The sequence below is a fragment of the Streptomyces sp. NPDC006265 genome (genome assembly GCF_040613555.1).
Classification (GTDB): domain Bacteria; phylum Actinomycetota; class Actinomycetes; order Streptomycetales; family Streptomycetaceae; genus Streptomyces.
Genome location: NZ_JBEXSH010000156.1, coordinates 1 through 13,373, shown reverse-complemented (window position 1 = coordinate 13,373; position 13,373 = coordinate 1). Strand labels below are relative to the sequence as shown.

Sequence of the window (13,373 nt, the reverse complement as noted above, 5' to 3'; positions counted from 1 at the left end):
CTGTCGACCCACGGAGTGGGACGCCTCGCCGTGCCGACGGCCTCCGGGCCGGTCGTCCTACCGGTCAACTACAGCGTCGTCGACGGCTCGATCGTCTTCCGCACCGAGCCCGGCACGACCCCCGCACAGGCGGACGGCCACCAGGTCGCCTTCGAAGCCGACCGCATCGACGAGGCGTTCAGCGAGGGCTGGAGCGTGCTGGTGCGGGGCCCCGCGACGACGGTGACGGATCCGGACGAGGTCGCCCGTCTGGCAGAACAGGCCTTCAGTACACCCTGGGCAGGAGGCCGGCGTGAACTGTGGCTGCGTATCGAGCCCGTCACCGTCACCGGGCGCCGGATCACGGTGGCCTGACCGCTGGTGCCCCGCAGACAGCGGACGGAGCGGGACCGGACCGACAGTCCGTCCCTCACATCCGGCTTCCGCTGCCGTAGGGGGGGCGTGCAGGTCGAGCAACCGGACCCGCGAGGCGTGCAGCCGGTGGGCGACCGACCCGGCCGACCCAGTCGGCGATCGCCCGGCCGAACTCGGGGTCCCCGGCGCACATCGCCCGTACCCTTCCGCGTCGAACTCGTAGGCCCGCACCGGGCTCGTCGCCTCCGCGCCCGGATGCCACACGTGCGGCGGGAAGTGCCACGACCCATCCGATCAGCTCCCCGTGCCCCAGGGACTCCACGACAGCCGCCCGCCGGCCGGGGACACGCAGGTCGAGGGCGACCGTCCCGGTCCGCACGATCCAGAACCGGTCGGCGCGCCGCCCTCCCTCGAAGATGCGGGTGCCCGCTCTACCGGGGCCACTGGGGCATCCGGCTGCGGCTGACGAGCGGGCGGTGGAGATCACCGTACCGCCGTCCGGCCTCCCGCCGATCGAGATCGCACGGCCCGACCGTGCGACCGGCATACGGCCGGGAGAGACGTGCCGGCTGCTCCTCACGGACGAGCGCGGCCCGTGACGAGCGGATACACCCTCAGGGGCGCGGCAGGCACCCCTGGGGCAGGGCTGCCCCCGTGTGGCACAGGTGCGCGAGGGCCGCGGCGAAGGAACGGCAGTCGAAGAGCGCCGAGTGTTCCTGCCCGTGGGCGGGCCGGGGGAGGCCGAGCACCTGCCACAGCCGCCCGACGTTGGACGTCGCCGTCGCCGGTGCCAGGGCGTTCAGCCACGGGCGGATGTTCAGGAAATGGGCGGGGAGGAAGCCGTGCTCGACCTTCTCCCCACGGGCGCGCGCCCAGCCCAGGTTCTCCCCGAGAACGATCATGTCGTTGCCGTAGGACAGTACGGACTGCCCCCGGCAGAACCCCAGGAAGGCGCCCAGCGCCTCGGCCGGCGGGACTCCCTCGCGGTCCACCCGCTCCTGGTCGATGCCGGTGAGGCCGGTGAAGTACGCGGACAGCCGCGGATTGACCACGGGCCGCAACAGTGCCTCGAACTCCTCCGCGACGGAGAAGTCCTCGCGCAGCCGCAGCGCCCCGATCTGCACGATCTCGCGGAGCTGCCCCGGTGCCCCCCAGTCCTGCTCCAGCGCCCCCTGCCAGGACGTGAACTCGAGGTCGAACACGACGAACGTACGCAAGACGTCTCCCTTGGGCACCGGTGGACGTCAGGCTACTGCCGTGAGGCATGCCGACGTGCCCGTCACGTGCCGGGTGCGGCCGTTCCCCGCGCGTCCAGGACCAGTACCGCGACGTGCAGGGACGTGCGCTGCAGGCCCGATTCCAGGTCGCAGCCGAGGAGTCGCTCGATGGTGTGCAGACGCTGGTAGTAGGCCTGCCGCGACATGCCGGCCAGCTTCGCCGCGACGGACTTGTTCCCGGCGGCCGTCAGATAGGCGCGCAGCGCGGGCAGCAGGTCGCCGCTGTTGCGGTCGTCGTGCTCGATGAGGCGGGTCAGTTGCCGTTCCGCGTACCGCTGGAGGCGGGTGTCCTCGCGCAGGACGCCCAAGAGCTCCGGCAGCTCGACATCGGCGGGGACGTAGAACCACCGCTCCGGGGACGCCGGGGTGATGGCCTCGGCCGTCTGCTCGGCCTCCAGCCACGACCGGGCGATCCCGGAGAGGTCGGTCACCCCCGGGCCCACGGCGACGACGGCCTCCTCGCCGAGTTCCTCGCGGGCGAGACGGCCGATGCGCTCGGCGACCGGCTGCCAGGCGCTGGCCTGTGCCAGTGCGAGCAGTACACCGATCCGGCCCGTGGCCGTCTCGCCGACCAGGGCACGGACGCCCGTCTGGGCCAGAGCCTTCGCGATCCGCTCGTCGAGCTGTTCGCCCTCGCCGCCGTGCCGGGTGTGGCGGATGACCACGGCGAAGAGGCGGTGCCCGAACGCCGGCAACCCCAGCGCCTCGGCGCGGGCGCGGGCGTCGGCGGGGGAGCGGAACCGCCGTTCGTACAGGTCCCGCAGGACGGAGCGGTGGGCCCGGCGCTCCCACCAGGCCGGCCCGGCCAGACGCGCCATGGTCAGCGCGACCGCCGCACGCTCCAGGACCAGGACGTGTTCGGGATCGGGCTCGGTGTTCAGCCGGCTGTCCAGCAGGACCAGCCGCCCCCACAGCCCGTGATGGTCCTGCACCGGGGCGATCAGCCACCCCTCCGGGCCGCTCGGTGCGAGCCTCTCCAGGGTCGGCGCGGCCCGGGAGCGCCGGGCCCAGGCCGACACGACCGGCTCGTACGGCCGGCCGAGCAGTTCACACATCAGGACGCGGTGGGTGAGATCCTCCAGTACCACCGGCGCCCCGGTCAGCTCCGCGGTGGTGTGCACCAGCTCCTCAGGACTCGCACCCCGCAGCGTCAGGGCGGTGAAAATGTCCTGGATATCCCTCCCATAGCGCAGCAGTGCGCCCTGGGCGTCCAGGATGAGCGCGTGCACCGTCTGCGTGACGTCGATGAAGCGGACCCCGCGGGCCAGCTCGACCAGCGGCACGTCGCGCGCACGGCAGGCCGCCACAAGCTCCTCGGGCACTTTCCGGTAGCGGTGACCGAGCTCCACGATCAGCCCGGCCGCGCCCACGTCGGCGAGTTGATCGACGTAGTCCCGCAGCTTTGAGGGGTCCTCCGGGTATGGCATGCCGGTCGTCAGCACCAGCTCGCCGCCCTCGAGGAAGTCGGCCGGATTGAGCAGCTCGGTGACATGCACCCAGCGCACCGCACGGTGCAGCTGTGAGTCACCGGCCAGAACGCGCGGCATTCCTTCGGTGAGCACAGGCAGCCGAAGAACCTCCGCGATGGTGGGGAAACGCCCGCTTACGGGGGGTCTGGGCGGCATAGGGGGTGCTTTCTTCCGAGGGATCGGGGGTCACCTTCGCACCGGCCCCTCGCGGTGACAAGAGGCGGGCCGGCACTTTCCGAAGGGTGGGCGCTGCCGTGACAGACCGTCTCGAGAAGGCCCCGAGGTGGAACAGAGTGTGGGTTGACCTGCACGTTCGCACGGGTCGAAAGTGAACGCCATCCCCAGCGGGGCACGGGCCGGAATGGTCCGCACGGTGTCCGCCCGGTGCTGGGGACGCAACTGCCACCCCTTGGCGAAAGGAGCGACTTCATGCGCCGCACCCCGAAGCGCGTCGCCGTCATCGGCGCCGGCAGCATGGGCAGCCAGGCCATGTGGCGACTGGCCGCCCGCGGAGCCGAGGTCATCGGATACGACCGGTACGCGCCGGGACACGACCGCGGCGCCGCCGGAGGCGAGACCCGCATCTTCCGGGCCGTGCACCTCGGCGACCCCGGCTACGTTCCGCTGCTGGGGCTCGCGGAGCGGATGTGGACCAGGCTCCAGCGCGAAACGGGTCTCCCGCTGCGACGCCGCAGCGGATGCCTCGTGATGGGCGAGACCACGGCGCCCTCCATGCGCCTCCTGCTCGCCGCCAACACCACCCACGGGCTGGACCATGAGGTCCTGGACCGGGAGGAACTCGCCCGCCGCTACCCGCAGCACCGCCTCCCGGACGGGCACACCGCCGTCCTCGACCGCATGGGCGCCATCATCCGGCCCGAGGCGTCGATCCAGGCCGCCGCCACCCGCGCCGAGCAACTGGGCGCCCAACTGCGCCGCTACACCCCGGTGCGGGAGATCGCCCCCGCGGCAGGCGGTGGGGTGCACATCACCACCGACCAGGGCACGGACCACGTGGACACCGCGGTGGTGACCGCGGGCCCCTGGATCAACACCCTGCTCCCCGGCCTGCCGCGCGCGGTCGACATCCGCCGGCTGATCAGCTCCTGGCACATCCCCACCCGCCACGACTGGTTCGCGGGCGGCGGCCCCGCCTTCGTCCGCAGTACACCCCACGACTGCTACGGACTCCCGTCGCCGGACGGCATCTCCGTCAAGCTGGGCCTGTCCCTCGCACGCTATCTGCCGGTGCCCGACCCCGAGCGGCTCGACCGGACGGTCCGCCCGGAGGAACTCGCCACCTTCCGCGAGCTCATCGGCGAGCTGATGCCCGATCTGAACCCGGACCCCATCCGGCTGTCGGTCTACATGGAGGGCTACACCGACTCCGGAAACCCGCTCGTCGGCCATCTCCCCGGCGAGGACGACATCGTCGTCATGGCCGGTTTCTCCGGCAGCGGCTTCAAACTCTCGCCCGCCATGGGCGAGATCGCCGCCGACCTGGCACTCGACGGCTCGACGGACCATCCCGTCGGCTTCCTCGCGCCGGCCGCCACCGTCTGAGCGCCGACCGAACCCGTTTCGGTCCTCCCCGCACCCACTCTCCCCGAACACATGTGGAGCACTCTCATGAGCAAGCCCTCGTTCCGTCCGAAGTACGTCTCGTTCGACTGCTACGGCACGCTGATCGAATACCCGATCACCCCCATCACGCGTGAGCTGGTCGGTGACCAGATCCCGGCGGAGAAGTGGGACCAGTTCGTCAAGGAGTTCCGCGGTTACCGCTACGACCAGGTGCGCGGCGAGTACTACGCCTACGAGGAGGTGCTGCAGGACTCCTTCGAGCGGATCTGCCACCGCTGGGGTGTGAAGGCCGCCCCCGACGCCGGGAAGCGGTTCGCCGACGGCGTGCGCAGCTGGGGCCCGCACGCGGATGTGCCGGAGCCGCTGAAGAAGATGGGCGAGCACTACAAGCTGGTGATCTTCTCCAACGCGGACGACTCCTTCCTCGCGGAGAGCGTCCCCCGGCTCGGCGCGGACTTCCACGCGGTCTACACCGCGGAGCAGGCCGGCTTCTACAAGCCCCGCTACGCCGCCTTCGAGTACATGCTCGACCGGCTCGACGCGTCTCCCGAGGACTTCGTGCACGTCTCCTCGCACACCCGCTACGACCTGATGCCGATGCACGACATGGGCTTCCGCAACCTCATCCTCCTGGACCGCGGCTACGACCCCGTGACCCCGGGCTACGACTACGTGACCGTGAAGTCGCTCGACGAGCTCAACACCATGCTCGGCATCTGACCCGACCCCTCACTCCCGCACGGATTCCCCATATCTTCAGCGATCTTCAGGAGGCTCTGCCATGGAAGACAACCGGATAGGCCGCAGAACCGTACTTCGCACCGCAGGCGCTCTGGCCGCTGCCACCGCGGTGACCGGCTGCGGCACCCTCATGGGCAGCAGCGAAAGCCGCGGCTCGGGCGGCGGCAAGAAGCGGCTCGTCGTCAGCAACAGCGGTGGCACGTACAACGACGCGCTGACGAAGGCGATCTACGAGCCGTTCACCAAGGAGAGCGGCATCACGGTCACCACGGTCAACTACCAGTCGGCGCAAATCATCGCCCAGGTCAAGCAGGGCCGCCCACAGGTGGACCTGATGGACAACTCACTGCTGATCTTCCAGAAGATGGTGGGACAGGAGTGTCTGGAGCCCATCGACCATGACCGGCTGAAGAGTATTGACGGTGCCGGCATCGCGGAGCACAACCTGCCGGAGTACGCGGTCGGCAAGAACGTCTGGGCCAGCGTGATGGCCTACCGTACGGACAGCCTCAAGCGTGTACCGAAGAACTGGGCCGACTTCTGGAACACGGACGCCTTCAGCGGCCCCCGCTCGCTGCAGAGCGCGGAAGTGGACCTGCCGGAGCTGGAGTTCGCGCTGCTGGCCGACGGTGTGCCGCTGGACAAGCTGTACCCGCTGGATGTGGACCGGGCCTTCAAGGCGATGTCGCGGATCCGCGGTGACGTGAAGAAGTTCTGGAACACCGGCGCCCTGCCGGCCGTCCTGCTGGGCCGCAAGGAGGTCGTCGCGACCAGCCTGTGGGGTGGTCGTGCGGACGAGCTGATCAAGCAGGGGCAGCCGGTCGCCTATCAGTGGAACGGCGCCCGCAGGATGACCAACGGCTGGGGTATCCCCAAGGGCGCGGACAACACCGACGCGGCCTATAAGCTGATCGACTTCTCGCTGCGTCCCGAGGTGCAGGCGGCGTTCGCCAAGCTCTTCCCGCACGGCCCGGTCGTGCCGGCGGCGACGAAGCTGCTCTCGGACGACGTTCTGGCCGCGCTGCCCACCTCGCCGAAGAACCTCAAGACCGGGTTCGACGCCGATGTCGCCTGGTGGGAGAAGAACCGTGACGCCGTCACCAAGCGCTGGCAGGAGTGGGCGGATGCCTGAGCGGACCCAGAGCCTGACCGCCGGAAAGCTGTCCGCCGACGACCTCGCCGCTGCCCTGGCGCCTCGCTCCTCCTCACCGACCGGCAAGTCGCTGTCGGTGACGGCGCTGCGCAAGTCCTACGGCGGGACGACGGTGGTCGACGGTGTGGACATGGAGATCGCGGCGGGCGAGTTCGTCACCTTCCTCGGCTCCTCCGGCTCCGGCAAGACCACCACCCTGATGATGCTGGCCGGGTTCACCGAACCAGACTCCGGCGGCATCACCGTCGACGGCCGGGACATCACCGAACTCAGTCCGGGGAAGCGCGACTTCGGTTTCGTCTTCCAGCAGTACCTGCTCTTCCCGCATATGACCGTCGAGGAGAACGTCGCCTTCCCCTTGCAGCTGCGCGGGGTGTCCAAGGCGGAGATCCGCCGCCGGGTCGGCCAGACCCTGGAGGCGGCGGGCCTGTCGAAATTCGCCGGCCGCAAGCCCCGGGAGCTCTCCGGCGGTCAGCAGCAGCGTGTCGCCCTGTGCCGGGTGCTGGTCTACCGGCCTCCGATCGTCCTGATGGACGAGCCGCTGGGTGCGCTGGACAAGAAGCTGCGCGACCAGATGCAGACCGAGATCAAGTCCATCCAGCGTGAACTGGGACTGACGGTCGTCTACGTGACGCACGACCAGGAGGAAGCGCTGGTCATGTCGGACCGCATCGCCATCATGAAGGACGGCCGCATCGAGCAGTTCGACACGCCTCGCGGCCTGTTCGGACGCCCCCGCACCCCCTTCGTCGCCGACTTCCTCGGCGCCGCCAACTTCCTCAACGGAAAGGTCGAGGGGCCGGCCGCTGACGGATGCACCCGGGTGCGCCTCGAGACCGGCGGCGTGCTCACAGCCCGAGAGCACTCCTGTGTTCCGGGGCAGCGGGTCCGGGCAGCGGTCCGGCCGGGCAAGCTGCGCCTGGTCAGTGCCGAGGAAGGCTGTTGTACCGGCACGGTCGAGACGGCCGTCTACGTCGGCTCGCTCACCCGCATCACCGTCCGTCTGGACGGTGCGGCTCCGGGCACGCCGCCGCTGCGGATCGAAACCGCCGCCGCCCCGCCCCGCCCCGGCGAGCGCGTGTGCGTCACCGCCGATCGTGCGGACGTCAGTGTCTTCGACGCCTCGGACGGGGGGTGAGCTTGTGGCCGGCACCGCTCTCGCACCCGGCAAGGTGCGCGGGAAAACACCCGCCATGCGCGGGCATCGCTCCCGCATCGCGTTGGTCAACGCCGTCCCCGTCACGGTGTTCCTGCTGGTGCTGTTCGTCTACCCGATCATCGGGGTGCTCTCCCTCAGCCTGAAGGGCGACACCGGCGGATTCACCCTCCACTGGTACACCGACGCCCTCAGCGGCGTGAACCTGTCCGTGCTGATCTCCACCCTGCGCATCTCGGCTGAGACGGCCGTGCTGAGCCTGCTGGTGGGTTTCGTCCTGGCGCACGCCATCGCCCGGATGCGGCCCGTCTTCGCCGCGCTGGCCATGCTGATCGTGGTCGTACCGCACTTCATCAGTGCCCTGGTGCGCACCTACGGCTGGATCATCATGCTCGGTGAACACGGCCTGATCAACACGCTGTTGACGTCCGCGCACGTCCCGGGCGCGCCGTACTCGCTGCTCTACAACGAAACCGGTGTCGTCATCGGCACCACCTCGGTGATGCTTCCCTACACCGTGTTGGTCCTGCAGGGTGTGATGCGCGGTGTGGACCGCCGGCTGCTCGCGGCGGCCGCCGGGTTCGGCGCCTCCCGTCTGACCATCTTCCGCAGGGTTTACCTGCCCCTGGTGGCGCCGGGTGTCGGTACGGCAGGCCTGCTGAGCTTCATCCTGTGCCTGGGCTACTACATCACGCCCGCTCTGATGGGCGGCGACCAGCAGACCGTCGTCGCGGCGCTGATCGACCAGCAGGTCATGAAGCAGGACCAGTGGAACTCCGCCGCAGCCTTCGGCGTCATCCTGCTCCTGCTCACCTTCGCCGGCCTGGGCGTACTGGGCCTGGCCAAGCTCCGCCGCAAGAAGGCGCACGCCCGAAGGAGCCGCTCATGATGGAACTGCCTCCCACCCGGGCCGGACACATCGGCCGTGTCCTGAGCGCCACCGCCATCCTGCTGTTCCTGGCCATGCCGATCGTCATCATCCTGGTCACCTCCTTCGGCGCCGACGGCATCGGCACCTTCCCCCCGAAGGACTACAGCACCCGCTGGTACGAGCAGATGGCCGCACCCGGCGGCAACTGGGCCACCTCCATCGCCCTGTCCAGCCTGGTCGCCGCCCTGACGACGGTGTTCTCCCTGATCCTGGGCGTCACCGCCGCCACCGCCCTGGCCCGCGGCCGGCTGCCCCTGCACGCGGCCGTCTACGGCCTGGTCCTGGCCCCCCTGCTCATCCCCCAAGTCGTCATCGCCCTCGGCCTGTTCCTGTTCTTCGAACCCGTCGGCATGCTCGGCAGCCCCCTGGCCATCGCCCTGGGCCACACCGTACTGGCGGCACCGATCGCGATCCTCATCATGATCTCGACCCTGAAGGGCATCGACGAACGGCTCGAAGACGCCGCGGCCAGCATGGGCGCCAACAGGATGACCATCGCCCGCCGCGTCACCTTCCCCCTGGCCACCCCCGGCCTCATCGCGGCATCGGTGTTCTCGTTCATCACCAGTTTCGACGAGTTCTTCATCGCCCAGTTCATGTCGACGCCGGACACCCGCACCCTGCCGGTGCTGGTCTTCAACGCCCTGCAGTTCGATGTCGACCCGACCGTCACCGCGGTCAGCGCCGTCCTCATCGCCCTGGCCATCCTCGCCCTCGCCCTGGTCGCCCTCGTCCGCAAACTCGGCGGCCACCGCAACCAGCAAGGCGGCCTCCTCCCGACGGAACCCCTCACCTGAGCCGTGCGCCGGCACGGGCCGTGCCACCCGCTGACAGCGCCGTCGGCCGGGCTCCCGAGCGGGCGCCCGGCCGCCCCCGAAAAATTCTCGCAGGAGACCCGCAATGAAGACGATTCCCTACTGGATAGAAACCGCCGGGGCGTTCCCGGACCGGTCCGGCAAGCCTTTGACCGAGGACACCGACCTGGTGGTCGTCGGCGCCGGCCTGACGGGTCTGTCCACCGCTCTGCACTCCGCCCGCAAGGGCGCCCGCGTCACCCTCCTCGAGAAGGGGCAGATCGGCTCCGGTGCCTCCGCGCGCAACGGAGGCATGGCCAACCTGGGCTTCACCATCGGGGTGAACCAGGCCATCCGCCGGTACGGCCTCGAACGGGCCCGCGAGATCTACAACTCCTACGGCGAGGCCGTGGACACCGTCGAGCGGCTCGTGAACGAGGAGTCCATCGACTGCCAGTTCAACCGCGTCGGACGCCTCGGCGTGGCCTCCCGCCCCGCGCACTTCGAGAACAAGAAGGCCCAACAGCGGGACCTGGCCAAGTACTTCGGCCACGAGACCACACTGGTCAGCAAGTCCGAGCTGCGTTCCGAGATCGGATCGGACGCCTACCACGGCGGCCTGCTCGACCCGTTCAGCGCCGCACTGCACGTCGGCCGCTTCGTGCGCGGCATGGCCGAGGCCTGCGAGCGCACCGGTGTCGAGATCCACGAGCGCAACGCGGCCATCGGCGTGCGGCGTACCGCCGCCGGCCGTTTCGAGGTCAGCACCGAACGCGGTGTGATCCGCGCGGGGCAGGTCATGATGGCCACCGACGCCTACACCGACAACAACTTCCCGTGGCTGCGCCGCCAGCAGGTCTGCCTGGGCAGCTTCATCATCGTGACCGAGCCGCTCGGCGAGGCACTCGCCCGGGAGATCATCCCCAAGGCCCGTCTCATCGTCGACTCCAACCAGGTCTGCCACTACTTCCGGCTGACCCCGGACAACCGTCTGCTGTTCGGCGGCCGTGCCCGCTTCGCACCGTCGGACCCCACCTCGGACAAGAAGAGCGGGGCCGTGCTGTTCAGTGAGATGTGCGAGATCTTCCCCCAGCTCGCCCGGACGAAGGTCGAGTACGTGTGGGGCGGCTCCGTCGGCTTCGCCATGGACCGCATCGTGCATGCCGGGCAGACCGACGACGGCGTGTACTACTCCATGGGATACGCGGGCCACGGCGTGCAGATGGCCACGCACATGGGGCAGGTCATGGCCGAGGTGATGGACGGCCACCCCGAGGTCAGCCCGGTGCGCGACCTGGCCCCGCCCCGCATCCCCCTCTACAACGGCACCGCCTGGTTCCTGCCCTTCGCGGGCGCCTATTACAAGACGCTGGACCGCATCCGCTGACCGTGCGGCAGCGAACCTCTACGCATACAAGGAGACCTCGAGATGACTGTTGTCCGTGATGTTCCCAAGCAGCTGTTCATCGGTGGTGGTTGGCGGGAGGCGGAGTCCGGCCGGACGCTGTCGGTCGACAACCCGGCCACCGGTGAGGAGCTGTGCCGAGTCGCCGATGCCTCACCCGCGGACGGCCGCCGTGCTGTCGAGGCGGCGGTCGCCGCGCAGCCGGCCTGGGCCGCGACCCCGCCCCGGGTGCGCAGTGAGATCCTGCGCCGCGCCTATGACCTGATCATCGCGCGCACCGAGGACCTCGCGCTGCTGATGACCCTGGAGATGGGCAAGCCGCTGGCCGAGGCGCGGGCCGAGGTCGCCTACGGCGCCGAGTTCTTCCGCTGGTTCTCCGAGGAAGCCGTCCGTATCGACGGCGGGATGATGACCGCCCCCGACGGCAAGAACCGCCTGATGGTCACCCGTCAGCCGGTGGGCCCCTGCCTGCTCATCACCCCGTGGAACTTCCCCCTGGCCATGGGCACCCGCAAGATCGGCCCCGCCCTCGCGGCCGGCTGCACCATCGTCCTCAAACCCGCCCCCCAGACCCCCCTGACCAGCCTCGCCCTCGCCGCGATCCTCACCGAGGCGGGCCTGCCCGAGGGCGTGCTGAACGTCGTCGTCACCTCGGACGCGGCCGGTGTCGTCGAGCCGCTCCTGCGCGGCGGGCAGATCCGCAAACTCTCCTTCACCGGCTCCACCCAGGTCGGCCGTATCCTGCTGGCCCAGTGCGCCGACACCGTCATCCGCACGTCCATGGAACTGGGCGGCAACGCCCCCCTCATCGTCTTCGACGACGCCGACCTCGACACCGCCGTCGAAGGCACCATGGTCGCCAAGATGCGCAACATGGGCGAATCCTGCTGCGCCGCCAACCGCATCTACGTCCACCACTCGGTCGCCGAGGCGTTCGCCACCCGCCTCGCCGCCCGCATGGCCGCCCTGAAGGTCGGCGACGGCACCCACCCCGCCACCGACGTCGGCCCCCTCATCGACACCACCGGCCGCAGCAAAGCCCACGACGTCGTCTGCGACGCCGTCAAACGCGGCGCGACCGTCCTGACCGGCGGCGAACTGCCCAACGGACCCGGCAGCTTCTACCCGCCCACCGTCCTGACCGGCGTCACCCCCGACGCGGCCATCAACGACACCGAAGTCTTCGGCCCCGTCGCCGCCCTCCTCACCTTCACCACCGAGGACGAAGCCATCACCGCCGCCAACAACACCGAATTCGGCCTGGCCGCCTACCTGTTCACCCAGAACCTCGACCGCGCCCTGCGCGTCGCCGAACGCCTCGAAAGCGGCATGATCGGCCTCAACACGGGCCTCGTCTCCAACCCCGCCGCCCCCTTCGGCGGCGTCAAGCAGTCCGGCCTCGGCCGCGAAGGCGGCACCGTCGGCATCGGCGAGTTCCTCGAATACAAATACATCGCCATCCCCACCGGAGCCTGACATGCCCGACCGCCTCGTCGTCCTGTACCGGGGCAACCGGCCCCCCGCCACCGGACTCATCGAGCGGCTCGCGGACACCGTCTACGCCACCGAGGAGGAACTTCCCTACCTCCTCCCCGGCGCCGACGCCCTCCTAGCCTGGGTGACCATCACCCCGGCCGTCCGCGAAGCCTGGCCCGACAACCCGGAGAAGGCTCCCCGTTGGGTCCACGCGTCCTCAGCGGGCGTGGACTCCTTCCTCTTCCCGGCCCTGGTGGACGATCCGGGCGTCGTTCTCACCAACGCGCGAGGGGTGTACGACCAGCCGACCGCCGAGTACGTCCTGGGCCTGATCCTCGCCCTCGCCAAGGACTTCCCCGGCACCTGGGAGCACCAGCAGCGCCGTGAGTGGCGTCCGCGCCCCAGTGACGGCATCACCGGACGCACCGTGCTGGTCTGGGGCACCGGGCCGATCGGCCGGGCCATCGCCCGGCTGCTGCGCGCCGTCGGGATGCGGGTCTGCGGCGCCGGCCGCAAGGCCCGCACGGACGATCCCGACTTCGGTACGGTCCACGACTCCGCCACGCTGCGCACTGCTCTTGCCGAGGCGGACTACGTCGTCCTGGCCGCGCCCCTCACCGACGACACCCGGGGCATGGTCGACGCGCCCGTGCTGGCCGCGATGAAGCCGGGGGCGCGACTGATCAACGTGGGCCGGGGCGGACTCGTCGACGAGGAGGCGCTCATCGACCACCTCGTCGCCGGACGCCTGGCCGGCGCCGCCCTGGACGTGTTCGCCCAGGAACCGCTGTCGGCCCGGTCCCCCCTGTGGGACATGCCCGGCGTGATGATCTCCCCGCACACGGCGGGCGAGACCACCAGCGAGCGAGAGGCGCTCGTCGAAGTGTTCCTCGACAACCTCACCCGGCGCATCGAGGGCCGCCCTCTGCGTAACGTCGTGGACAAGCGGCGGGGCTACGTGGTCGACGAGACGCGTCCCGTCTGAAGGGCGAGTAGCAGGCGCCCCGGCCCGTGGACTCCACGAGCCGGGGCG

General features: G+C 70.1%; 13 protein-coding genes and 1 pseudogene. 11 read left to right on the top strand and 3 right to left on the bottom strand.

Translation table 11 applies throughout. The features are described from left to right. The coding region (locus ABZ281_RS15550) for a pyridoxamine 5'-phosphate oxidase family protein (RefSeq protein WP_356655761.1) at nucleotides 1-354 on the top strand (354 nt) is incomplete at its 5' end. Between the two features lie 81 nt (nucleotides 355-435). On the opposite strand, the pseudogene ABZ281_RS15545 reads toward ABZ281_RS15550, so the two are convergent. Beyond that, nucleotides 436-841: pseudogene (locus tag ABZ281_RS15545) on the bottom strand (cyclic nucleotide-binding domain-containing protein); the annotation flags it as partial. Between ABZ281_RS15545 and ABZ281_RS15540 the strand changes: the two are divergent. After that, nucleotides 831-953, top strand: coding sequence for a hypothetical protein (locus ABZ281_RS15540; RefSeq protein WP_356655759.1), 123 nt, complete (start codon nucleotides 831-833; stop codon nucleotides 951-953). The pseudogene ABZ281_RS15545 and the gene ABZ281_RS15540 sit on opposite strands and share 11 nt — an antisense overlap. Nucleotides 954-968: 15 nt before the next feature. On the opposite strand, the gene ABZ281_RS15535 is transcribed toward ABZ281_RS15540, so the two are convergent. Together ABZ281_RS15535 and ABZ281_RS15530 are read right to left on the bottom strand one after the other, a co-directional pair. Beyond that, nucleotides 969-1,571 (bottom strand): 3'-5' exonuclease, encoded by a 603-nt coding sequence (locus ABZ281_RS15535; RefSeq protein WP_356655757.1) that lies wholly within the window; start codon nucleotides 1,569-1,571, stop codon nucleotides 969-971. Between the two features lie 62 nt (nucleotides 1,572-1,633). Continuing rightward, complete coding sequence (locus ABZ281_RS15530; protein ID WP_356655755.1) at nucleotides 1,634-3,256, bottom strand: PucR family transcriptional regulator ligand-binding domain-containing protein; 1,623 nt, start codon at nucleotides 3,254-3,256, stop codon at nucleotides 1,634-1,636. Nucleotides 3,257-3,529: 273 nt separating this feature from the next. On the opposite strand from ABZ281_RS15530, the gene solA reads away from it, so the two are divergent. From solA to ABZ281_RS15485, 9 genes are all read left to right on the top strand, one after another. Continuing rightward, a complete protein-coding gene (gene solA, locus ABZ281_RS15525) occupies nucleotides 3,530-4,663 on the top strand; it encodes an N-methyl-L-tryptophan oxidase (protein WP_356655753.1) in 1,134 nt (377 codons plus the stop codon). Nucleotides 4,664-4,729: 66 nt separating this feature from the next. After that, on the top strand, nucleotides 4,730-5,404 hold the full coding sequence (locus tag ABZ281_RS15520; RefSeq protein WP_356655751.1) for a haloacid dehalogenase type II: 675 nt from the start codon (nucleotides 4,730-4,732) through the stop codon (nucleotides 5,402-5,404). Between the two features lie 61 nt (nucleotides 5,405-5,465). Next, entirely contained in the window at nucleotides 5,466-6,557 is a 1,092-nt protein-coding gene (locus ABZ281_RS15515; protein WP_356655749.1) for a polyamine ABC transporter substrate-binding protein, read from the top strand. Further along, nucleotides 6,550-7,716 (top strand): ABC transporter ATP-binding protein, encoded by a 1,167-nt coding sequence (locus ABZ281_RS15510; RefSeq protein ID WP_356655747.1) that lies wholly within the window; start codon nucleotides 6,550-6,552, stop codon nucleotides 7,714-7,716. The genes ABZ281_RS15515 and ABZ281_RS15510 overlap by 8 nt, the downstream gene beginning before the upstream one ends. Before the next feature lie 4 nt (nucleotides 7,717-7,720). After that, nucleotides 7,721-8,623: an ABC transporter permease gene (locus tag ABZ281_RS15505; protein WP_356655745.1), complete on the top strand. Its 903-nt coding sequence runs from the start codon at nucleotides 7,721-7,723 to the stop codon at nucleotides 8,621-8,623. Further along, nucleotides 8,620-9,462, top strand: coding sequence for an ABC transporter permease (locus ABZ281_RS15500; protein ID WP_356655743.1), 843 nt, complete (start codon nucleotides 8,620-8,622; stop codon nucleotides 9,460-9,462). Before ABZ281_RS15505 ends, ABZ281_RS15500 begins: the two co-directional genes overlap by 4 nt. A gap of 103 nt (nucleotides 9,463-9,565) precedes the next feature. Continuing rightward, the gene (locus ABZ281_RS15495) at nucleotides 9,566-10,846 is read left to right on the top strand and encodes an FAD-binding oxidoreductase (RefSeq protein ID WP_356655741.1); all 1,281 of its coding nucleotides are present in this window, start codon (nucleotides 9,566-9,568) and stop codon (nucleotides 10,844-10,846) included. 42 nt (nucleotides 10,847-10,888) lie between these two features. Beyond that, nucleotides 10,889-12,340 (top strand): NAD-dependent succinate-semialdehyde dehydrogenase, encoded by a 1,452-nt coding sequence (locus tag ABZ281_RS15490; RefSeq protein ID WP_356655739.1) that lies wholly within the window; start codon nucleotides 10,889-10,891, stop codon nucleotides 12,338-12,340. Nucleotide 12,341: 1 nt separating this feature from the next. Further along, entirely contained in the window at nucleotides 12,342-13,325 is a 984-nt protein-coding gene (locus tag ABZ281_RS15485; protein ID WP_356655737.1) for a D-2-hydroxyacid dehydrogenase, read from the top strand. Nucleotides 13,326-13,373 lie beyond the last annotated feature (48 nt).